Below are 21,613 nucleotides of genomic sequence, written 5' to 3'. Positions count from 1 at the left end.
CTCCCGGGCATGACCATGACCGTGACCAAGGGGCCGTTCCGGATCTACCCGGAACGGCCCCTGCCGGGCGACGGCGAAGACACCGGTCACCCCTTCAACCGGCGCAGACGTTCCGACCACCGGTGCCAGAGGGCGGACCCCGGGCGTTCGGCCGTCACGCGGGCCACCTCCTTGGCCGCGCCCGGCACACCGTTCTCCTCGGCCCAGCGGTACCAGTCGATGGCATTCCCGTATGCGCCGCGCTGTTCGTGGGCCCGGGCGCCCTCCAGGATGGCCGCGCCGTCGCCGGCCTTGGCGGCCTCCAGCAGCCAGGACAGGGCCGCCTGGACGTGCTCGTCGTCGCCCACCTTCAGCTGGGTGCGGGCGACCTGCCGCATGGCCTGGATGTTGCCCGCCTGAGCGGCCCGCAGCCGCCATGCGAAGGCGTTGCCGGAGTCCAGTCCCACCAGGGCGAGCATGGCCTCGACGTCGCCGCCCTCGGCAAGGTCGCGGTAGCGCTGGACCGCCTGCCTGAGGTGCTGTTTGCGGTCGACGGAGCGGTTGCTCCGGTCGCGCAGTACGAGGTGCAGCCGGGCGATGTCCCGCTTGGTGGTCCGGTCACCGAGTTGTTCGGCGCGGAGGAGGCACTGCAGGGCATCCGGCAGCCGGTCGCTCCGCTCGTGCTTCGCGGCGGCGGCCCGCAGGGAGGCGGGGGTCGGCTGCGCCCCCTCGGCCGGCGCGGCGGGGCTCGGCGGCGTCCGTACGGCGGCCTTCTTCTTCGAGGCGGGCTCGGCCGCGGCCTTCTTCGCCGCGGACTTGGCAGCGGCCTTCTTCGCCGCGGGCTCAGCTGCCGCCTTCTTGGGCGCGGGCTCGGCCGCGACCTTCTTCTTCGAGGCGGACTCGGCCGCATCCTTCTTCGCCGCAGGCTCGGCTGCGACCTTCTTCGCCGCAGGCTCGGCTGCGACCTTCTTCGCCGCGGGCTCGACTGCCGCTTTCTTAGGCGCGGGCTCGGCTGCCGCCTTCTTCGGCGTGGGCTTCGGCGCGGTGGAACCGGTCGGACCGGTGCCGGCCAGCGCCGCGCGGAGGCGTTCCGCTTCGCCGGCGGCCTGGGGGTGTCCCTGCTCGACGGCACGCTGGTACCACTTCAGCGCTTCCTGTTCCCGTGCCGTCCGCTCCAGGATCTCCGCCGCGTCGATCATGGCGGCCTGATGGCCCTTGGCCGCGGCCACGCGGAAGTGGGCCAGCGCGTCCGGAAGGTTGCCCTGCTGCTTCAGCCAACGCCCCACGCAGTGCATCGCGTCGGTGTTGCCCGCGGCTGCTGCCCGGCGGTACCAGTCGAGGGACTCGGCCTGCTTCTTGGGATCCCTGGCCAGCAGCTGGGCGGAAATCACCATGGCGTGGACATGGCCGGCCTCGGCGGCCTTCTGGTACAAGGTGAGGGCTTTCTGCTCGCGCTTGGCCCCCAGGTGCCCGCTTGCCAGCGCCAGCATCGACTCCACCTGTCCGTCGCGGGCGGCTGCCTCGTGCCCGCGCATCAGCTCCGCTTCGGCGGCCTTCGCGTCCTTCGCCTCCTTGGCGGCCTTCGCCTCCTTCGCCGCCTTCGCGTCGGACGCCTCGGCACGGGCCAGCGCGGCGCGGACGCGGGCCACCGCCTCGGGGGCCTTCTCGTAGTTGCGCCCCGCGGCCGCCTCGTACCACGCGAGGGCCTCCGCCAGCCCGCCGGGCTTCTGCTCCAGCAGGGCGGCCAGCCGGACCACCGAGTTCAGATCCCCGCCCTCGGCCGCCCTCCGGTAGAGGGATACGGCCTGGTCCCGCTCGCCCGGGAAGTACTGCTCGATCAGCTGCGCCGCCTCCCTCGCGCCGGTCGGGTTGCCGGCCTCGGCCGCTCGCCGGAGCCAGGACAGCGCCTGCCGCCAGTCGCGGACGGAGCGGCAGGCGGAGGCCACCTGGCGCATGGCCTCCGAGTCCCCGGCCTCGGCGGCGGCCCGGTGCCGGGCGCCGGGCTCGCCCGCGTACGCCTTGCCGGCCGCAGCCTTCCGGGCGGGCGCCACCGGTGGATTCACCGGCGGCGCCGCCTTCGGAGCGGCCGGTGGGGAGACCTGCCGCGCACTCGGCCCGGCGTCGGTCGGGGGCAGGGTGGTCGCCTCCGGGATCGACGCCCCGGGCGGTGCGGGCGGCACATCGCGCTCGCGGACCGATCGGGCAGCCGGCGCAGTGGGCGTGGCGGCACGAGGGAGTCCGGGGCCGGTGCGGGCCGGTGGTTGGTGCTCGGGACGCCGGTGGCGCATCGGTTCCGCGAGGTCCACCGCGAGGTCCGACAGTCCGGCGAGCGCACTCCGCAGCCCGGGCGGCAGCCACTCCTGCTCCTTCGGCGACACGCTCGGCGGCAGCAGTCCGGCGAGCTCCGCCGGCGTCGGCCGGTTCTGCGGCCTCGGTTCAAGGCAGGAGTGGACGGTCTTCTCCACGCCGGACGGCAACCCGTCCAGCCGGCGGTTCCCGAGCAGGATGTTCGCCTGGATCTGCGCCGCGGAGCCGGGCCCGAACGGGTGCCGGTTCAGCGCCGCGTAGGCCAGCACCACGCCGAGGGCGAAGACGTCGCTCGCCGGCCCCACCCGTTCGTCCCGCAGCTGTTCGGGCGAGGAGAAGGTGACGGTGCGCGGGGCGGCCCCGGATCCGGTCAGTGTGGCGCCGCCGGCCGGGGAGAGGTTCCGGGCGATCCCGAAGTCGATGACGTACGGTCCGTCTCCGGCCAGCAGGATGTTCGCGAGCTTGAGGTCACGGTGCACCAGGTCCGCGGCGTGGATGCTCCGCAGGGCGTCGGCCAGACCTGTCGCCAGGACCCGCCACGTCCGCTGGGGCAGCGCGGCTCCGCAGTGGTCGAGCGCATCCGCCAGGTCGACCCCGCGGATGTAGCGGGCGGCGAGCCAGGGTTCGGCGGCATGCGTGTCGGCGTCCACCACCTGGGCGGTGTACGCGCTGTCGACCGCGCGGGCCGCCTCGACCTCGCGGGCGAACCGGCGGCGGAAGCGCTCCGGGTTCCCCGCCAGGTGCTCGGGCCTGATCGTCTTGAGCGCGACGCCGCGGCCGAACTCGGTCCGGGCGAAGTACACGTTCCCCCAGCCGCCCCGGCCCAGCAGGGCGAACAGCCGGTACGGGCCGATCGTCTCGGGATCGTCCTCACGCAGTGGCTCCAACGTCACTCCCCCACGGATCCACCGGCCGTCACGGCACCCCCGCGGGAGCGCGCACCGGGATCCACCCGCCGGCCCCGCAGGGCCGTTCCAACACTCGTACCGTCGTGCCGGCCGCGCCGCCACCCGTGGTCGTACAACGCCCGCGCGCTGCCAGAGGCTCCCGCGCCGAGCTCAGTCCGTACTGGTCAGCGCGTCGTTGTCGCGCGCCCGCCGGGGCGGCTTCGCCCGTACACCGTCGCCTCGTTCCCCGGGCCACCGCTGGCCGCTGCGCCGGAGGACGACGCCGCGGACGAGCTCGATCTCGTCGTCGGGACCGAACCCCCGGAACAGGCGCTCCTTCGGCACACCTCCGGAGCTCTCGTCGAGATGCGGAAGGGGCTGCCACGGCGTGGGCTCACGCCCGGGACGCAGGGTACGGATCCGGCTGCGCGCGGTACTGGCGTCCAGGACCCTGAGGGTGCCCCGACGTGAGACGATCACCAGATGGCGCCGGCTGATCCGGCTCCGGCGGTCGTCCGGGAGATGGCGCTCGTCGATCCGGGCGAGGTGGCCGCGCCCGAGGACGAACTCCCGGCCGTCGTCCTCGGTGAGGTTCTCCCAGGCCTGGCAGACGCCGTCGACCATGATCTTGAGCTGTAGCCGGGGGCGGCGGGGTCCGAGGTCGGTCAGCAGCGTCCCGTGGGAGCGGCAGACCACCTTGCCGGCCCGGAACGCCGGGCTGGGGTTGCAGGGCGTTCGCGAGCAGCGCCAGGAGCGTTCGAGCACCTCCGAGCGTGGGCGGCCCCGGAAGTCCAGCAGGTTGCGCGCCTTGAGGTCGTCGCGCTCGCCCTCCTGGGAGATCACCCGGTCCGCGAAGACCCGCATGTCCCGGAGGACCATCCGGACCGAGCCGTCGGCACGGCGCTGCGGTTCGAGGAAGTGCTCGCGGTCGCCCTGGATCCACGGGTGCTCTCCCCGGTGCCCGCGGAAGTAGTCGCGGCTGATGACCCGGGTGCCGAGCACCTTCGCATGGTCGAGCAGGTCCGGGTCCGCCTTGGCGATCACGGCGATCAGGCCGCGGTCGCGCCAGTCGCGCAGCAGCGCGACCTCGGCGGGGTCGGGGAAGTCCGCATCGGAGCGAGGGCCCAACAGGTTCTCGTCGGCGATCGCGTGGACGGTCACCTCCCCGTCCCCGGTCCACTCCCGCAGCGCCGCGAGGACCAACCGCAGTCGCTCGAGCGAGCTCGGCGTGCCGCCGCCGAGTTCCCGCTCGCGGATCACGTTCGAGAGGTCGATCAGGTAGTCGGCCTGGGCGGCCTCGCCCCGTAACTGACGTTCCATACGGCGGAACGCCGCCAGATCGCTCACCACGCCTCTCCCACCCGCTCGCAGGTCCCTACGGTGACAGGAGGAGAGGCTATCGGCATCCGGCGCCGCGCACTCCGCGTCCGCACGATTCCCGTGCTCCAGGGCTCGTTCGGCAGGTCACGGCATTCCGGGCTCGGTCACCGTGAGGGTGAGGGCGAGGCCCCGAGGATGTGGCGGACGACGGAGGCGGCTTCCTGCTGGTGGTGGTCCAGCCAGTCGGTGAGGTGGGCGCGGACGACCTCCCGTACGTAGGCGTCCGCTTCGGGATTCCCGAGCCTGGTCCCGGTGGGGCCCTCGAAGACGGGATGGGCGAGTTTCACGGCAACGACCGCGGTCAGGCCCTGGTGGACGGCCCCGGCCGTGATGTCCTCGTCGTCCGCGGACAGCAGCCCCTGCCGGCGCGCGTACTCGTTGACGAGGTCGGTGAGCGCGGTACGGAAGCCCTCTTCGTGGGCGCCGCCTTCGCGGGTGCGGGTGCTGTTCGCGAAGGAGTGGAGCTCTCCCGGGGAGCAGGTGTTCCACTGCATGGCGACCTGTACGGAGATCGTCCTGCTCTCGTTCTCCGCTTCGAAAGCGATGGCGGGGAAGTGGAGGAGACTCGTGGGGTAGGGGTTGAGCCGGGCGACGAAGGCCCGGAGGCCGTCCGGATGGTGGTGGCGAACCGGCCGCTCCGGACGCTGGTCGGTGAGCGAGACGGCCAGGCCCCCGTTGAGGAAGGCCAGTTCCCGGAAGCGCTCCGACATCGTGGCGAACGAGTACCGGACGGTCTCGAAGATGCCGGCGTCGGGCAGGAACGCGATCGTGGTGCCGTGCTCGCTCGTCTCCCCGTTCCTCGTCAAGGGGGTGACCGGGACGCCCTTCGCGTACTCCTGGGTCCAACGGTGGCCGTCGCGGTGGACCTCGACCGTGAGACGGCTCGACAGCGCGTTGACCACGCACAGGCCCAGGCCGCTGAGGCCGCCGGAAACCCTGTAGCCGGTGCGGGACTTGGAGCCGAAGGACAGTTCCGTCAGTTCGAGCTCGACGGCGGACTTGCCGTGGGGCTCCTGCGTCTCGACGGGAATGCCTCGCCCGTTGTCCGCGACGCGGATGCCGCCTTCTGCGGTGATCGTGACGTCGATGGCGTCGGCGTGGCCGGCCAGGTGCTCGTCGACGGCGTACGAGACGACCTCGTACACCAGTTGGTGCAGGCCGCGTTCGCCGATCGAGCCGACGTACATGCCGGGGCGCCTGCGTACCGCCTCGAGGCCTTCGAGCACCTGGATGTGTGCGCCGGTGTACTCGGTCATGAAACACCCTCCCCGGGCCGTCCTGAGCACGTGTGCCCATCCTAGGTATCCGATGACAAATGCGCAGGTCAGACCGTGCGTGACGAGCTCCCGAACGGCCGCGTCCGCGGCTTTGCCGAGGCGCCCGCCCCGGGAGGCCGCCGCTGGGAGCGGAGCGGCGCGAAGACCCCGCCGAAGGCGCCCGCGGGGGCGTTCCCGGCGAAGCCGGAGGGCCTTTCCCCGCCGGTTTCGCTCCGGCTCCGCGACGCGGCCGATCGGGTCCCGCCGGTGACACTGCGTCAGCCCAGTGCTCAGCCCAGTGCGCGGTCGAGGTTGAAGGCGGCGCTGATGAGCGAGAGATGGGTGAACGCCTGGGGGAAGTTGCCCAGTTGTTCGCCGGTCGGGCCGATCTCCTCCGCGAACAGGCCGAGGTGGTTTCCGTAGGTGAGCATCTTCTCGAAGGCGAGCCTGGCCTCCTCCAGCCGGCCCGCCCGGGCCAGCGCCTCCACGTACCAGAAGGAGCAGATCGAGAAGGTCCCCTCGGGGCCGTGCAGGCCGTCCGGGCTGGCGGTCGGGTCGTAGCGGTACACCAGCGAGTCGGAGACCAGGTCCGTGGTGAGCGCGTCGAGGGTGGAGAGCCACTTGGGGTCGGTGGGCGAGATGAACTTGGCCATCGGCATCATCAGCAGCGAGGCGTCCAGCACGTGGTCGTCCAGTCCCTGGACGAACGCCCCTCGCTCGGCCGACCAGCCGCGCCGCATGATCTGCCGGTAGATCGCGTCCCGGGACTCCCGCCAGCGGGGCAGGTCCGCCGGCAGACCGCGGCGGTTCGCCATGCGCATCGCGCGCTCCAGCCCCACCCAGCACATCAGCCGCGAGTACACGAAGTTCCGCCGGCCCGCCCTGGTCTCCCACACCCCCTCGTCGGGCTGGTCCCAGTGCTCGCAGAGCCAGTCCACCACGGCACCGACCTCGTCCCAGCGGTCACTGCTGATCGGCTGCCCCCACTTGTCGTAGAGGTAGATCGAGTCGATCAGCGCACCGTAGATGTCCAGTTGGAGCTGGCCGGTGGCGGCGTTGCCCACCCGCACCGGTGCGGAGCCGAGGTAGCCCTCCAGGTGCGGAAGCTCGTATTCGGGCAGGTCGGTGCGCCCGTCGATGCCGTACATGATCTGCAACGGGCCGCCCTCCCCCGTGCCCCGCAGGATGCCCCGCTCGGAGATGAACCCCATGAACGCCTCGGCCTCCGAGGTGAACCCCAGGCGCAGCATCGCGTAGACGCAGAAGGCGGCGTCGCGGACCCAGACGTAGCGGTAGTCCCAGTTGCGTTCGCCGCCGATCTGCTCGGGCAGGCTGGTGGTGGGTGCGGCGACGATCGCGCCGGTCGGCGCGTAGGTGAGCAGCTTCAGCACCAGCGCGGAGCGGTTCACCATCTCCCGCCAGCGCCCGTGGTAGCGCGAACCGGCCAGCCAGTGGCGCCAGAACCGGACGGTGGCGTCGGCCTGCTCCTGCGCCTCGGCGCGCGGGCACGACCGGGGCGGGGCCCCTTCTCCGATCTGGTCGAGGGCGAACACGTTGGACTCGCCCTCGAGGAGCTTGAAGTGCGACCACACGTCCAGGCCGTCGGTTTCCAGGGGTGCGGTGGCGGTCAGCGCGAGCGTCAGTGACGGGGAGCGGAACACCGCCGTGTGGCCGTCGAGGTGCGTGGTGTGCGCTTCGGTGCCGTAGCCGAAGCGGGGGGCGATGCGCGCCCTGAACGGGAGGGTTCCGCGGACGCAGATCACCCGTCGGATCAGCCGGTGCCGGGCCGCCTCGCGCGAGTCGTCGACCACGGGCATGAAGTCCTGGATCTCCGCCACTCCGTCCGCGGCGAAGAACCGCGTGATCAGCACGTTCGTGTCGGGGAAGTAGAACTGCCGGGTCCGGGTCGGGACCTCGGCGGCGAGCTCGAACGACCCGCCCCGGTCGGCGTCGAGGATGGACCCGAAGACGCTGGGCGCATCGAAGCGCGGGCAGCAGTACCAGTCGATGGTGCCGTTCGTGCCGACGAGGGCGGTCGTACGGAGATCGCCGATCAGGCCATGCTCGGAGATCGGGACGTATCGGCCGCCGTCCGCCTGCTCGAAACCAGTCGTGTCGAACGCCATACCGGCCTCCCTGCCGCTGTGGGCCCGGGCCTGGAGATGAAGCCTCGCTCTTCATGCTAGACCGCTGCCCGACGCGGGGGTCGTTGCGGACCGTGAAGCAGATCGACGAGGAAGCTCGTGCAGCCTCCTGCGCGAAGATCGAGCAGGTGGCCAGGTCAGCCGCACCGATCAAGGCCTCTCAGGCGGTTACGGAATATACGGTGCCGTCCGTGTCGGAAATGTAGACGACTCCGTCATACGCCGCGAAACTCGGGCTCCGGTCTTTCACCGCGGCCTCGAATCTCCAGCGACCTTTCCCTGTGGCGGTATCGAGCGCATGGAAGCGGCCCTCCGAGGTGCTGAAGCAAACGACATCGCCGGTCACCGAGAGCGGCGAATCCACAAATCCCTCATCGGGAGCCCATTTCCATTTCTCTTTACCGGTAGCCGCATCCATCGCATATAGATCGTAGGGCCCGGCGTATACGACACCACTTACCACCGCCAGCGCCTCGACACCGTTATTGCTGGCAAGTTTCCATTTTTCGCCACCGGTGGCCGCATCCAGTGCCCACATGTTTCCGTAGGACGATCCGACATACACGACATCCTCTGCGAACGCCGGATACATACGACCTGGCTCTCCGGTGCGGAATCTCCACTTCTCCTCACCGGTGGAGGCATCGAGCGCCGCCAGGTAGCCGTCCGAGATGCCGGCGTACACGACTCCGCCCGCCACGGCCAGGGATGCTCGTTCCGTTTCTTTCGCGGCGGCGTGCCTGGACTTCCACTTCTCTGCACCGGTCGCGGCATCAAGCGCGTACACGCTCTGGTCTTTTCCGCTGACGAACACGACACCGCCCGCCGCCGCAGGAACCGCCCACTGATCTTCCGCGGTGGCGAATTTCCACTTCTCTTCACCGGTGACGGCGTCGATTGCGTGCAGATAGTCATCGAAGCAAAGGTAGAGGTTGCCATCGGCCACAGCAGGGTCTCCACCCCGGGAACCGGTCTCCGTGCTCTTCTTCCAGTTCTGGTTGCCAGTGGCCGCGTCGAGCGCATAGAGGGTGTCGTTCGAACTGACGTAGACGACGCCGTCGGCCACCGCGGGCGCTGAAGGCGTGCCGCTCTCGGGGAGCTTGACCTTCCAGCGCTGCTCGGGCTCCGGCAGGCCGAGGAAGTCGTAGATTCGCCAGCCCGTCAAGCCCAGGCCTGCCGCAGCCGTGGCCCCGACGAGTGCCGTCAGTGCGCGTCGACGGGAGATCCACGGCTGGTGCGGACGTACCTCGATCGGCGGCTCGGGGCGTGGACCCTCGGCGGTCATGGACGGCGTAGGGCCGGTCGGGGGCGGCAGCGGTGCCAACAGCGGGGTGGGCGACTGGGGTTGTGCACTGCGGAGACGGACCGTGGTGGCGACCGGGGCGGGCAACCAGACCATGTCCGCGAGGACCGCGGTCACATCGGCATCGCCTCCGACGCCTGCGGCCTCGGCCAGCTGCTCCAGCAGAGCCGCGACAGCGGGCCGGTGACCGGGATTCTTGGCCAGGCAGCTGCCCACAGCGGCGCGCAGACCGGGCGGGAGCTGCTCCAGGTCCGGGCTTTCGTACACGGCACGGAAGTTCACCGCGTGTGCGGAGCCGGTCCCGAAGGGGCCGGATCCGGTGGCGGCGAAGGCGAGGACCGCGCCCAGAGCGAACACGTCACTGGGCGGGCCGACCGGCTTGCCGGTCACCTGCTCGGGCGACATGAACCCAGGGGTCCCCACCACCGTGCCGGTCTGGGTGAGAGCACTTGCCTCGGCCGCGAGCGAAATCCCGAAATCGATCACGCGCGGCCCGTCCGCGGCCAGCAGCACGTTCGACGGCTTGAGATCCCGGTGGATCACGCCGGCGCCGTGAATGGCCTCCAACGCCTCGGCCAGACCCGCGCCGAGGGCCAGCACGGAGCGGTGCGGCCATGCCCCGTGGACGCGCACCGCCTCCTCCAGCGACATCCCGGGTACGTACGCGGTGGCCAGCCAGGGTGGCGATCCGTCAGGGTCGGCATCCACGAGCGTCGCGGTGAAGAACCCGTTGACCCGGCGCGCCGCCTCGACCTCCCGGGCGAACCGTCGCCGGAACCCCGGGTCCTCCGCCAGTTCCGGACGCACCACCTTGACCGCCACGGCGCGTCCGCTCGCCGAGCGCCCCAGGTACACCCGGCCCATCCCGCCCGCCCCCAGGCGCGCGACGATCCGGTACCGGCCCACGTGCCCCGGGTCCCCCGTCTCCAGCCCTTCCAACGCCGCTGCCACCCCCAGCCGAGGACCCCGGCTGCGGGGCCTTGTGGCGACGATTAGACACCAAATCGCCCCTCCCGGAGGGCCGTTCTCCTGTCTACCAGCCTGGCGCGACCACGCCGGAAGTGGATCAGGCGGGGAGGGTCATCAGGAGCAGGGGGGCGGTGGTGGGCTGCGGGGATCCGCCGGCGGGTTCGAGAGTGAGGCCGACGGCGCCGGCGCCGGCGGGGTCTCCGTCGATCAGAACGGTGCCGTCCCGGCGGATGAATCCGGCCGGGCGCATGGTTCCGTCGTGGTCGAGCCACAGCTGGTACGTCCGGTCCGTGGCCGGGGCGGGCAGGCCGGTGGCGCTGAAGACGGCCTTGTTCCGCCGGTCGGAGGCGACGACGGTGGTGAAGGCTCCGTTGGCGGCCCGCCCGTGAACGGTGCGGGCGTCCGGGGCGGCGAGGACGGCGCTGACGGTGTCGAGGCGCTGCTCGGTCTGCCTGGCCTGCTGTTCGAGCCGCCGGTTCTCCTGGTTCTGCCAGGCGGCCAGGCCTGCGAACGACGCGGCGGCGGCCAGGCTCGCGGCCAAGGCGAGAGGGACTGCCCTGCGGCGCAGCATGCCGCGGAAGGAGACCGGTGAGGCGGTGGGGACGCGGGGCGGGAGCTGGCGGATGCCGTCGACCGTCGCCATCGTCCGCTGTTTCATCAGGGTGGGCGGGACCTCGGCCGTGGCAGCCGCCAGGCGCGCGGCGGTGGCCTCGAAGTCGGCTGCGTCCTGCCGGCATGCCTCACACCCGGCGAGGTGCGCGGCGAACTCCTCGCGCTCGTCGGCGTCGAGGGCGTTCAGCGCGTACGCGGCGGCCAGGACGTGGACATCGGATGCGTGGTGTTTCACGCGGTCACCCCCATGCAGTCGCGAAGCCGGATCAGCCCGTCGCGCATGCGTGTCTTGATGGTCGGAAGCGGCGTGCGAAGCGTTTGGGCGACTTCACGGTAGGTCAGGCCCCGGTAGTAGGCCAGGGTCACGGCCTGGCGCTGGAGCTCGGTCAGGCCGCGCAGACAGCGCCGGACCTGCTCGCTCTCCAGACGGGTCTCGACCTGCTCGGCGACCTCGTCGAACGCCGTCCGGTGCTCGCGGGCCGCCTGGGCGTGCTCGCGGTCGGCGGCGGCCTGCGCCGAGCGGACCCGGTCGACGGCCCTGCGGTGCGCGATGGTCGCCGCCCACGTACCCACACTGCCGGAGTCCGGGCGGTAGCGGGCGGCCTGCCGCCACAGGTCGATCATGACCTCCTGCGCGACCTCCTCCGACTGGGCCCGGTTGCGGACGACTCTGATCACGATCCCGAAGACCATGGGCGCGAGGGCGTCGTAGAGGGCCGAGAAGGCCTCCTTGTCGCCGTGGGCGACCCTCTGCATGACCTCGGCGAGGTCGGCACGGCTGGTGTGACCTGCGGAACCGAGCGGGAGGGGCTGGTTCACCGGGTGAACTCCGGCTGTGGCGACCAGGCGAAGGGGCGGCCGGAACCGGCCGCCCGGGGGCGGGGTGTCCATCGCATGGCGGTCCTTGTCCTAGGGCGGGCCGAACCGCCACCGTCGGGCGGTCCGGCCGCGGAGCCGTGTGGGTGTCTGCCCAGTACTTCGTAGCGGAAGCGCGTGCGGATGGGAGGAGATTGCCGTCACCGAAGCAGGTACGGCTCCCCTCGATCGAGGGAACCGCACCCGTTCGGAACGGAGGCTGTCACTCGTTCGGGTGGCTCACCAATCCGCCGGATGGGCGGAGCCGAATGCCGGGTGTGAGCAGCTTCCGCAACACCCTCGTCCGCACCGCACGTGGTGCATCGGCCGGGCCTCTGGCCGGGCTTCTGGCCGGGCTTCTGGCCGGGCTTCTGGCCGGGTTCACCGCGCTGGCCGTGGCCGAGCTGGTCGCGGGCCTGGTGCGGCCGGCCGCCGGACCGGTGACGGTGGTCGGCGGCGCTGTCATCGACCGGACCCCGGCTGCGGTGAAGGACTTCGCGATCCGCACGTTCGGCGAGAACGACAAGATCGTCCTGCAGCTCGGCATCCTGCTCCTGTTGGCCCTGTTCGCGGCCGTCCTGGGTGTTCTGGCCCTGCGCCATCGGCGCGCGGGGGCGGCCGGGGTGCTGGTGTTCGGGGTCGTCGGCGCGGCCGCGGCCCTGAGCAGGCCCGACTCCGAGGGGGCCGGTGACGTGCTTCCCTCACTGGCCGGGGCCCTTGCCGGCGCTGCCGTTCTGTACGTTCTGGCGGGCAAGGCCACCCCCGCCGGCTCCCCGTCGGGTGATGAGGGCACCGGGGGCGGCTGGAGTCGGCGGGGGTTCCTCACCACGGCGACCGTGACGGCCGCGGCCGCGGCCGGCGCAGGCGCGCTGGGTCGCTCCCTGTCCGGGCAGCGGGGCCAGGGCGCCGTCGCCTCCCGCCGGAATCTCGTCCTGCCCGCCGCCGCCTCGCCGGCTCCCGCGGTCGCGTCCGGAGCGCAGCTGAAGGTTGCCGGGATCAGCGCCTTCACGACGTCCAACCGGGACTTCTACCGGGTCGACACCGCCCTGGTCGTCCCGAAGGTCGATGCGGTCACCTGGCGGCTGCGCATTCGCGGCAAGGGCGTCACCCGCCCCCGCAGTTACACCCTCGACCAGCTCCTGGCGCGCCCGCTGATCGAACGGGACATCACCCTCGCGTGCGTCTCCAACGAGGTGGGCGGCCCGTACGTAGGAAACGCCCGTTGGCTCGGTGTTCCGCTGGCCGGCCTGCTCGCCGAATGCGGTGTCGAGCCGCCGTCGAAGGGCGGCGGGGCCGACCAGCTGGTCGCCCGCTCCGTGGACGGCATGACGCTCGGGTCCCCCGTCGAGGAGGTCATGGACGGACGGGACGCGATGCTCGCGGTCGCGATGAACGGCGAGCCCCTCCCCTTCGACCACGGATTCCCCGTCCGCATGCTCGTCCCGGGCCTGTACGGGTACGTCTCCGCATGCAAGTGGATCACCGACATCGAGCTCACCACGTTCGACGCCTACGACCCGTACTGGGTCCGACGCAAGTGGGCCCGCCGGGCTCCGGTCAAGACCCAGTCCCGCATCGACACCCCCAGGCCGTTCGCCCGCCCCGCCGCCGGCACGGTCGTGATCGCCGGAGTCGCCTGGGCCCAGCACCGCGGCATCACCCGCGTGGAGGTCCGCGTGGACGAAGGGCCCTGGCAGGACGCCGACCTCGCCGCCCAGGACACCGTCGACACCTGGCGCCAGTGGTCCCACCGCTGGCAGGCCACCCCCGGCGGGCACACGCTCACCGTCCGCGCCACCGACGGCACGGGAGCGGTGCAGACCGACCAGCGCGCCCGGACCATCCCCGACGGGGCGAGCGGCCGGCACAGCGTCTTCGTCACCGTCCCCTGAGACCCCCGGACCGGCCTCACCCGACGCACGGTCCGGCACGCACCACCCCGCGAACCGAACCACCCCTCCAAGGAGAAAATGATCATGAATAGCATTCAGATCCGCCGTGCCGGTATCGCCGTGGCCGCAGCCGTCCTGCTGCCCTTCTCCCTGGCCGCCTGCTCCGATGGCTCCAGCGACACCAAGGCCGCCCCCGGCGCGGCGGCCGGCGACCCGGCCGGGACGGACGGGAGCACCCCCGGCACGGACGCGATGACGGCGGACCGGCCCTTCGGCCCGGCCTGTGCCGGGGTACCCGCGGACGGGGCGGGCTCCTTCGACGGGATGGCCAAGGACCCGGTCGCCACTGCCGCGTCCAACAACCCCGCCCTGTCCACCCTGGTCACCGCCGTCAAGAAGGCCGGCCTCGTGGACACCCTGAACAACGCCGAGGACCTCACCGTCTTCGCCCCGACCAACGACGCCTTCGCGAAGATCCCGAAGGCCGACCTCGACAAGGTCCTGGCCGACAAGGCGATGCTGACCAAGATCCTCACCTACCACGTCGTAGGCGAGCAGCTGACGCCGAAGCAGCTCGAGAACGGCGCCTTCGAGACCCTGCAGAAGGGCATGGTCACCACCAAGGGCTCCGGCGAGTCCTACCAGGTCAACAACACCGCCGCCGTGGTGTGCGGCAACGTGAGGACCGCCAACGCGCACGTCTACATCATCGACACCGTCCTCATGCCGAAGTAGATCCGCACCGCCTTGTCCCTCCCGGTGATCAGAACGTGTAGCAGGGGCCCGGCGTGGCCGGCACGTCGTTGCGCAGCTCGAAGAACGTACGCTCGGCGGAGGCGGTGAAGGTGTTCACCGCCTCGGCGGAGAGCGTCACGCAGAACCGCTTCTCTACGGCGTCGGGGCTGCTGGCGCGGTGGAGCACCAGCACGCCGTCGTACCGGCCGGGCCTGATGGTCCAGGCGTGCGAGTTGAACAGGATGGTCGGCTGCTGCGGACTGCCCTGGCTGATCACCAGGGGCGAAGGGTCGGACGTGCGCTGGTAGCTGAGCCGGTTGGAGGCGTGTTCATAGGCCCAGGCCCCGGACTCGTCCCAGTAGAACTGCGGGGCCTTCCCCGCGGAGCCGGCCGGGCTCAGCCTCAGCTCTGCGTCCGTGACGATCTCGACGTCCTCGGTGCGGACGCGGCTGGAGATCGTCGGCTGGAGGAAGAGGTGGACGTTCCCGCCCGGCGCCCTCGGCTCGATCCGCACCAGATGCGGCAGCGCAACGTCGATGTCCGGCTGCCGTTGCAGGACACTGAAGTTGTAAAGCGAGATCCCCAAGGCGACCACGCCGGCGGCCGTACTGGCCCACAGGTGCACGGCTTCGAAACGGCCTCGCCGCTCCCGCCGCGGCTGCGGCCGGTCAGGATCCGCATCGGTCATGAGGCGATTCTGGGCCGTGTTCGAGGCGGAGCACGCGCGGCACGCGGCGCGTCGCCCTTCTTCGTACAGTCGCCGGTCGGGAGCAAGTGCGCGCACGGTAGGTGCCAGTACCCTGCCGGGGTACGTCGGCAGGTGCGGGCCCGAGCGCCCGGCGCGATGGAGGTAGGAAATGGCTCTTCGGTACGACTGCTCCACGGCTTCGGGGCGGAGCGACGGACTGCGTGACGCCGCCCTGGCGGTGCGCCGGGGGGAGCTCGTGGTACTCCCGACGGACACGGTCTACGGCATCGGTGCGGACGCGTTCAACCCGGACGCGGTGGACCGGCTGCTGGGAGCCAAGGGCCGGGACCGTGCGATGCCCTCACCGGTCCTGGTCGCCTCCCCGGACGTCCTGAACGACCTGGTCGCCGAGTTCCCCAAGCAGGGGTGGGCCCTGGTGGAGGCGTTCTGGCCGGGCGGGCTGACCCTGGTCGCCCGCCATCTGCCGTCGCTGAACTGGGATCTCGGGGAGACCCACGGCACGGTCGCGGTCCGGATGCCGTCCCATCCGGTGGCGCTCGAACTGCTGGCCGAGACCGGGCCCATGGCGGTCTCCAGCGCCAACCTGACCGGCCGGCCGTCCCCGCAGGACTGCGACGCCGCGCAGGGCATGCTGGGCGACTCGGTCGCCGTCTACCTCGACGGCGGGCCGACCGACGCCGCCGTCGCCTCCTCGATCGTGGATCTCACCGGCCCGGTGCCGGTTCTCAAGCGTGCCGGGGCGATCAGTGCCGACACGTTGCGCGGCGTCGTACCCGACCTGCTGGAGCGGTGACCGCTCGCCAGGTGGCATCAACACCCTGCCCCGCCCGCTGACGGACCGCTGTCAGCAGGCGGTCAGCGGCCTGTCAGCGGCCGGGGGCATCGTCGGGGTCATCGAGAACGACGACATCCGATCAGGAGGCCCCCATGAACGCCGACAGCACCCAGAAGTCCCAGGCCGAGCTCGCCGAGTTCGTCGAGCAGGCCGCCACGAAGTCCGGTGTCCCCGGCGTCACCGTCGGTGTGTGGGCGGACGGCCGTGAGACCTTCGCGAGTCACGGGGTGACCAGCCTCGACAACCCGTTGCCCGTCGACAAGGACACGCTCTTCCAGGTGGGTTCCGCGACGAAGACCATCACGGCGGTGGCGCTGATGCGGCTGGTCGCCGAGGGCCGCGTCGAACTGGACGCGCCGGTGCGCCGCTACGTTCCCGAGCTCGTCCTCGCGGATGAGAAGACCGCAGCCGGGATCACCGTCCTGAACCTGCTCAACCACACCTCGGGCCTCTCCTGGAACGTCATCGTCAACACCGGTGACGGTGACGACGCCCTGGCCGCCTTCGTGGCGGAGATGGCCGGGCTGCAGCTCATCGGCGAGCCCGGCGCCCGGGCCTCGTACAGCCAGGCCGGGTACAACCTGCTCGGGCGCGTCCTGGAGAACGTCACCGGTCTGACGTACGAGCAGGCCGTCTCCTCGCTCGTGTTCGAACCGCTGGGACTGTCGAACAGCTTCTTCGGGACCGCCGATGTCATGACCCGGCGGTTCGCCGTGGGCCACAACGCCGACGAGGACGGCAACCTGACTGTCGCGAAGGAGTGGCGGCTCACCCGGGGGAACAACCCCGGCGGGGGGCTCGCGTCCTCGGCAGCGGACATCCTCCGCTGGGCACGGTTCCAGCTCGGCGACGGTCTCGCGCCGAACGGCGAGCAGCTCCTGCCGGCCGAACTGCTGCACGGGATGCGGGAGCAGACGGTCGAGCTGCGCGGCAGCAATCTCGGCGACGGCTTCGGCATCTGCTGGTTCCTGCGCGAGGTGGACGGTGTGCGGACGATCGAGCACGGCGGTTCGGCCAACGGTCAGTTCGTCGAGCTGCTCATCGTGCCCGAGCGGAACTTCGCCGTCGTCGCCATGGCCAACGCCGGCCCGGACGGCATCGCCTTCAACCGGAGTGCCGTCCGCTGGGCCCTGGAGCACTACCTCGGCTTCGTGGACAAGGACCCGGAGCCGCTGCCGTACGACGAGGCCAGGGCCCGGGAGGTCGTCGGGGCCTACGACAACGACGCCATGACGCTCACCGTCGCCGTCGACGGGGCGGGGCTGACCATCGCGGCCACGATCAAGCCGGAGATCCGCGAGGCGGCCGACTTCGAGATGCCCGCGGACTACGAGCCGGCCGCCATGGGCCTGCTGCCCGGCGACGGCGACGAGTTCATCGTCACCGCCGGTGGACTGCAGGGACAGCGCGGCTTCTTCTCCCGGGACACGAGCGGCGCCGTCGTCGGCATCGACCTCGGCGGCCGGATGTTCAACCTGGTCCCCGCCGCCTCCGCGTGACGGACACGCTCACGACGTCCCGCCTCGTCCCGACTCGTAACGACTCGCGGGTGGTGCTGCTGCTCATCGCTGCGTGCGGCGGGTGAGGCGGGCGGCGGCGAGGTGGACCACATTGTCGATGGCGGTCCGGGGCGGGCTGTCGAGATGGACGGCGTGGCTGCGCAGCATCGAGACCAGGTGCCGGCCGACCGACGGGGCTTCGATGGGGACGCCTCGGTCGAGGGCGGCGGCGAGCATGTCGGCGAGCTCGCGGGTGTGGTGGGCGAGGGCGTCGGCGGTGTGCCGGGCGGCCTCGGCGGGGCGGTGGCGGCGGGTGAGCTGCTGGGCGAGGGTGGCGAACGCTTTCCCGGGCAGGGCGGGGAGGAGCTGCTCGGCGTCGAGCTCGTCGGCGAGGCGCCGCAGCAGGGTGGCGGCGGTGGCGCGCGGGAGGTTCGAGCGTACGTCGGCGGGGCCCTGGTTCGGGAGGGTGACGATCAGGCGGTGAGTGTCGAGGGAAGCGAGGGTGACGACGTCGGGCGTGCGGTTCACGGGGGTGGGACTCCTTGTCCGGGGTCGAAGTGGTGCTCACGCACGCGGACACGGCGAGGGGCTGGAACGGCACCTGTGAGCTGTTGTGCGGGGCCCATGGGTCGTGGGCGGAGCGGATCTCGCCCCAGACGGACACCTTCATAATTTCCTCACATGTGGAAACTAATTTCAACGTATGCTGAAACTCTCGCCGAGGGGAAGCCCCCTCCTGCAACCGTTACGGAAGGTGATGCGGAGTGACCGGCCGAGGCCCTCGGGGTGAACGCGGAGAGCAGGCGGACAAGATCGTCGCCGCCGCCCGCAGATCCTTCGCCACGCGCGGCTACGCCGCGACCTCACTCCGGTCGGTCGCCCAGGAGGCCGGCGTCGACCCCGGCCTGGTGACCTACTACTTCCGCACCAAGACCGGGCTGCTGGAAGAGGTGATGCAACCCCCCGAGGCATTCGGCGCAGCCGTGGCCGCCGCCGCCGAACAGCCCCTGGAACGCCGGGGGCACGCCTTCGTGCAGGCCGCCCTGAACCTGTGGGAGGACCCCGTCTCCGCCGATGTCCTGCGCTCGATCATCCTCACCGCCGCCCAGGAACCCGCCGCCCTGGAACGCCTGCGGCAGCTGTTCTCCGAACTCGTACTGGCCGTCGTCTCCCACAGCCTGCCCGACACCGAACGCAACCTGCGGGCCGGCCTCATCTCCACCCAGATCGTCGGCATGGTCATGAACCGCTACATCTGGCAGATCGGCACCATCGCCACCCTCCCCGCCGCTTCCGTCACCGACCTCATCGCCCCCACCATCCAGCGCTACCTCACCGACCCCCTCCCCCCGAGCCCCAGCGACGACAGCCGGAGCCGGGGCTGACCCGACCGCTTCACCGTCATCGCGGCCTGGCACCGAGAGCGCCGCGGGCTTCGCTTCGTGGCCGAGGGCGCGGCAGTCGTGGACCTCGAACTTGTCGATGGCACACCGACCGGCCTGGTCGCCCGCCCCTATCTCGCGTCCGTCACGGACGAAGACGCCCACATCATCGCCAGGAGCGGGACCGACACCCTGAGGATCACCAACGGTTTGATCAGCGAGGTGTCGTCCGTTTCCTCCGGCCCCGCCGGCCGGACGTTCTAGCGCTAGTTGCTGCCGGCGCTCGACGGCGTTATCCGGTACGGCGTCATCCGGTACGGCGTCATCCGGTACGGCGTCATTGCCGAACGCCGGGAGCAGGAGCAGAAGTCGGGCGTGGGGGTCGGTGCAGCGCCTGTGACGATGGGTGACACGCCGGCTCACAGAACGAACGAAAGCCTGGGCGCCACCTGGCCCTCCCTCCCGACCGCCGCACCGAAATCATCTTGCGGATCAGGGTTTCGTGTGGAGTGTTCTTGGCGAAGTACTTCAACCATGGGCTTATCGCCGGTTGCCGGTCATCCTGCTGTCGCTGTTTTCCGTGAGCCCCGGGGCGGTCGGCCCGTACCAGTGCTGGGTCCACGGGTGGATGCCGAGGCGAAACGGACCGCGTGCGTGCTGGCCGGGGTGGCGGCCCATGCCAGACCTGTCGAGCGGACCCTCGCACTACGGCAGGCCACCGCGACTGCCGGTGAATGGGTGGCCGCACTGTCGGCGCTGGCTCCGGCCTCGGCCGGTGAGGAACTGCCGGCGGAGTCGACCAGTCAGTCCTACTTCCGGGTCCGCGAGGGGGAGCTGTCAGATCAACAGGCCGCCCTGCACGGCGCCCTGGTCATCCACCGCGGTCTGGAAGACCTCTGTGACGCTCCCCTGTCGGGCGCCGACCTGACCTTGGAAGTGGCCGGGATGCGGCAGGCGGTGCTCGACCTCACCGGCGCAGCGCCGGACGCCGACCGTGACGACGCACCGCCGGTGGCCGTCCCCGAGCCCGGCGCGGGGGCGTCGTTGGAGAGTGTGTGGAGTGCCCGGTGGCTCATCGGTCACCACGTCCATGTCCTGTTCAACATCTGCGCCGCGGTCGCCGTGGCCGACGCAACCCGCCATCTGCGGGACGGCGACGACGACACCGCTCTGCTGCGGCTGGCAGATGCGACGGCATACGTACGGGGCTTCCCGGCGGCCATGACCCACGCCAGTACGATCCCGGCCGACTACTACATGGCGGCGATACGCCACACCATGGCGCCCCCGTCGGTGGACATCCCGTTGAGCGGGCGCCAACATCGCGGATACAAGCTGTTCCGGGCGGCGATGAAAGACCTGCTGTCCGTGGTTCCCGACTCCTACGAGCAGTTGGCAGCTCGCGCCCCGGAGCTGGCCGAGGCACGGGGCGCGCTCCTGGAAGCCGACATCGTGGACGGTGAACGGCACGTCACCCTCGCGTACTCGATGGTGCATCTGCGTCGTTCCATCGCTCAGAAGCCCGAAGGCCCCGACAACGCCGTCGCCGAACTACGGCTCATGCGCCATCGCCGCGCAGCCCAGTACGCCTCGCTGATCCGCTTCGGGGACCACTACATCGCCGACGCCGTGGCCGGCCTGCGCCACTCGTGAGTCCGCCGCCCACACCTCCGGCAGGAGAATCAAGAAGGGTAGGACCCTGATGCCCGAGACGACGCCCGGCACCACCCCGAGCTCTGCCGTCGCAGCCGACTGGGCACTTGACCCGGCCGATGCCGGCGCGTGCGCGCAACTGGCACGCACGCTGTGCACCCGCGGGCACGACCAGGTCGACAGCCCCGAGTGGGTGGCCAAGGCCCGGGACGCCTGGGAGGAGCTTCCGCTACGGCTGCGCCTAGAGGTGCGCCGGTTTCGAAGGCATTCCGGCCAGCACGGCACCTTGGTGATCGGCGGTCTGCCCGTCGATCAGGCGGTCCTGCCCGCGACACCGTCCGTACCCGGCTCGGTCCAGCGCCAGGCCACCGTCTCGGCCGCGGTGCTCACCATGGTGGCCTGCGGGCTCGGAGAGCCCCTCGCCTACCGGGCGGAGAAATCCGGCGCCCTCGTACAGGACGTCGTGCCCGTGCCCGGGCAGGAGACCTTCCACGGCAACGCCGGATCGGTGCCGCTGTCCTTCCACACCGAGAACGGCTTCCACCCCCACCCACCCGACTATGTGATCTTCCTGTGCCTGCGTGCCGACCACGACCGCCGCGCCGGCATGCGCATCGCCGGCATCCGCCAAGCCCTGCCGCTCCTCACCCCAGCCAGCCGCCAGACCCTGTTCGCACCGGAGTTCATCACCACACCACCACCCTCCTTCGGCCCCGACACTGCCACGAGTGAGCCCGATGCCAGGCCCCGACCAGTGCTGTCGGGAGCAGCCGAGGATCCCGACATACGTATGGCTCAACTCGTCACCGCCCCTCTCACCCCTCGGGCCGCAGCGGCGCTGACCGAATTCGGCCGCGCCTGCGAGGCGACCGCCCGCACCCTGCGCCTGACACCCGGCGACCTGGTCGTCATCGACAACCGCGTCACCGTCCACGGCCGTACCGCCTTCCACCCTCGATACGACGGAGCGGACCGCTGGCTGCAACGCACGTACGTCACCACCGACCTGCGCCGCTCCCGCGACCACCGCCCCCACGACAGCCACGTACTCGCCCGCTGACCAGCCACATCGTCGCCGTCGCCGAGGAGAACGACCCTGCGGCCGCCCGGCTGCCGGGACACGCTGCATCACCAGCTCGGAGCGCACTGCCCCACCTGCTCACCGACAGCCACCACGGGACGTGGACCTTTGCAGTCGATGTCCTGACCCCGCCAA

General features: G+C 71.2%; 17 protein-coding genes. 8 read left to right on the top strand and 9 right to left on the bottom strand.

The window, feature by feature from the left end:
- Positions 1-86: 86 nt before the first annotated feature.
- The 7 genes from ACIPYQ_RS37275 to sigK all read right to left on the bottom strand — a co-directional run bounded on the left by ACIPYQ_RS37275 (position 87) and on the right by sigK (position 11,656).
- Complete coding sequence (locus ACIPYQ_RS37275) at positions 87-3,173, bottom strand: protein kinase (RefSeq protein WP_401258675.1); 3,087 nt, start codon at positions 3,171-3,173, stop codon at positions 87-89.
- A 171-nt stretch (positions 3,174-3,344) separates the two neighbouring features.
- Positions 3,345-4,520 carry an FHA domain-containing protein gene (locus ACIPYQ_RS37270; RefSeq protein ID WP_401258674.1) on the bottom strand — a complete coding sequence of 392 codons (1,176 nt, stop codon included), beginning with the start codon at positions 4,518-4,520 and terminating at the stop codon, positions 3,345-3,347.
- 137 nt (positions 4,521-4,657) lie between these two features.
- On the bottom strand, positions 4,658-5,809 hold the full coding sequence (locus ACIPYQ_RS37265; protein WP_401258672.1) for an ATP-binding protein: 1,152 nt from the start codon (positions 5,807-5,809) through the stop codon (positions 4,658-4,660).
- Positions 5,810-6,099: 290 nt separating this feature from the next.
- Complete coding sequence (locus ACIPYQ_RS37260) at positions 6,100-7,935, bottom strand: glycoside hydrolase family 15 protein (RefSeq protein WP_401258670.1); 1,836 nt, start codon at positions 7,933-7,935, stop codon at positions 6,100-6,102.
- A 178-nt stretch (positions 7,936-8,113) separates the two neighbouring features.
- The gene (locus ACIPYQ_RS37255; RefSeq protein ID WP_401258669.1) at positions 8,114-10,195 is read right to left on the bottom strand and encodes a PQQ-binding-like beta-propeller repeat protein; all 2,082 of its coding nucleotides are present in this window, start codon (positions 10,193-10,195) and stop codon (positions 8,114-8,116) included.
- A gap of 127 nt (positions 10,196-10,322) precedes the next feature.
- The gene (locus ACIPYQ_RS37250) at positions 10,323-11,072 is read right to left on the bottom strand and encodes an anti-sigma factor (protein ID WP_401258668.1); all 750 of its coding nucleotides are present in this window, start codon (positions 11,070-11,072) and stop codon (positions 10,323-10,325) included.
- The gene (gene sigK, locus ACIPYQ_RS37245) at positions 11,069-11,656 is read right to left on the bottom strand and encodes an ECF RNA polymerase sigma factor SigK (RefSeq protein WP_401258666.1); all 588 of its coding nucleotides are present in this window, start codon (positions 11,654-11,656) and stop codon (positions 11,069-11,071) included. Before sigK ends, ACIPYQ_RS37250 begins: the two co-directional genes overlap by 4 nt.
- Positions 11,657-11,961: 305 nt before the next feature.
- Between sigK and ACIPYQ_RS37240 the strand changes: the two genes are divergently transcribed.
- Together ACIPYQ_RS37240 and ACIPYQ_RS37235 are read left to right on the top strand one after the other, a co-directional pair.
- On the top strand, positions 11,962-13,584 hold the full coding sequence (locus ACIPYQ_RS37240) for a molybdopterin-dependent oxidoreductase (protein WP_401258665.1): 1,623 nt from the start codon (positions 11,962-11,964) through the stop codon (positions 13,582-13,584).
- A gap of 84 nt (positions 13,585-13,668) precedes the next feature.
- Positions 13,669-14,319, top strand: a complete 651-nt coding sequence (locus tag ACIPYQ_RS37235; RefSeq protein ID WP_401258664.1) for a fasciclin domain-containing protein — start codon at positions 13,669-13,671, stop codon at positions 14,317-14,319.
- Between the two features lie 28 nt (positions 14,320-14,347).
- Here the strand turns inward: ACIPYQ_RS37235 and ACIPYQ_RS37230 are convergent, their stop codons facing one another.
- Positions 14,348-15,007, bottom strand: coding sequence for a hypothetical protein (locus tag ACIPYQ_RS37230; protein WP_401258662.1), 660 nt, complete (start codon positions 15,005-15,007; stop codon positions 14,348-14,350).
- 169 nt (positions 15,008-15,176) lie between these two features.
- Here ACIPYQ_RS37230 and ACIPYQ_RS37225 point away from each other — a divergent pair, with 169 nt between their 5' ends.
- Both ACIPYQ_RS37225 and ACIPYQ_RS37220 read left to right on the top strand, forming a co-directional pair.
- A complete protein-coding gene (locus ACIPYQ_RS37225) occupies positions 15,177-15,821 on the top strand; it encodes an L-threonylcarbamoyladenylate synthase (RefSeq protein ID WP_401258660.1) in 645 nt (214 codons plus the stop codon).
- Between the two features lie 134 nt (positions 15,822-15,955).
- Complete coding sequence (locus tag ACIPYQ_RS37220) at positions 15,956-17,362, top strand: serine hydrolase domain-containing protein (RefSeq protein ID WP_401258659.1); 1,407 nt, start codon at positions 15,956-15,958, stop codon at positions 17,360-17,362.
- A 63-nt stretch (positions 17,363-17,425) separates the two neighbouring features.
- On the opposite strand, the gene ACIPYQ_RS37215 is transcribed toward ACIPYQ_RS37220, so the two are convergent.
- Positions 17,426-17,890 carry a hypothetical protein gene (locus tag ACIPYQ_RS37215; protein WP_401258657.1) on the bottom strand — a complete coding sequence of 155 codons (465 nt, stop codon included), beginning with the start codon at positions 17,888-17,890 and terminating at the stop codon, positions 17,426-17,428.
- A gap of 236 nt (positions 17,891-18,126) precedes the next feature.
- Between ACIPYQ_RS37215 and ACIPYQ_RS37210 the strand changes: the two genes are divergently transcribed.
- From ACIPYQ_RS37210 to ACIPYQ_RS37195, 4 genes are all read left to right on the top strand, one after another.
- A complete protein-coding gene (locus ACIPYQ_RS37210) occupies positions 18,127-18,747 on the top strand; it encodes a TetR family transcriptional regulator (protein WP_401258655.1) in 621 nt (206 codons plus the stop codon).
- A 78-nt stretch (positions 18,748-18,825) separates the two neighbouring features.
- Positions 18,826-19,008 (top strand): hypothetical protein, encoded by a 183-nt coding sequence (locus ACIPYQ_RS37205; RefSeq protein ID WP_401258654.1) that lies wholly within the window; start codon positions 18,826-18,828, stop codon positions 19,006-19,008.
- Positions 19,009-19,368: 360 nt separating this feature from the next.
- Positions 19,369-20,397 carry a hypothetical protein gene (locus ACIPYQ_RS37200; RefSeq protein ID WP_401258652.1) on the top strand — a complete coding sequence of 343 codons (1,029 nt, stop codon included), beginning with the start codon at positions 19,369-19,371 and terminating at the stop codon, positions 20,395-20,397.
- A gap of 49 nt (positions 20,398-20,446) precedes the next feature.
- Positions 20,447-21,457 (top strand): TauD/TfdA family dioxygenase, encoded by a 1,011-nt coding sequence (locus ACIPYQ_RS37195; protein WP_401258651.1) that lies wholly within the window; start codon positions 20,447-20,449, stop codon positions 21,455-21,457.
- Positions 21,458-21,613: the final 156 nt, after the last annotated feature.

Origin of the sequence: Streptomyces sp. NPDC090045, from assembly GCF_044747975.1 — a bacterium.
In the GTDB taxonomy this organism is placed as follows: domain Bacteria; phylum Actinomycetota; class Actinomycetes; order Streptomycetales; family Streptomycetaceae; genus Streptomyces.
This window is presented reverse-complemented; position numbering and strand designations above follow the sequence as displayed.

Coding starts and splice junctions, on each gene's coding strand:
- ACIPYQ_RS37265 (WP_401258672.1), bottom strand. CDS start 5,809: ATGACCGAGTACACCGGCGCACACATCCAGGTGCTCGAAGGCCTCGAG.
- ACIPYQ_RS37260 (WP_401258670.1), bottom strand. CDS start 7,935: ATGGCGTTCGACACGACTGGTTTCGAGCAGGCGGACGGCGGCCGATAC.
- ACIPYQ_RS37240 (WP_401258665.1), top strand. CDS start 11,962: ATGCCGGGTGTGAGCAGCTTCCGCAACACCCTCGTCCGCACCGCACGT.
- ACIPYQ_RS37235 (WP_401258664.1), top strand. CDS start 13,669: ATGAATAGCATTCAGATCCGCCGTGCCGGTATCGCCGTGGCCGCAGCC.
- ACIPYQ_RS37230 (WP_401258662.1), bottom strand. CDS start 15,007: ATGACCGATGCGGATCCTGACCGGCCGCAGCCGCGGCGGGAGCGGCGA.
- ACIPYQ_RS37225 (WP_401258660.1), top strand. CDS start 15,177: ATGGCTCTTCGGTACGACTGCTCCACGGCTTCGGGGCGGAGCGACGGA.
- ACIPYQ_RS37220 (WP_401258659.1), top strand. CDS start 15,956: ATGAACGCCGACAGCACCCAGAAGTCCCAGGCCGAGCTCGCCGAGTTC.
- ACIPYQ_RS37195 (WP_401258651.1), top strand. CDS start 20,447: ATGCCCGAGACGACGCCCGGCACCACCCCGAGCTCTGCCGTCGCAGCC.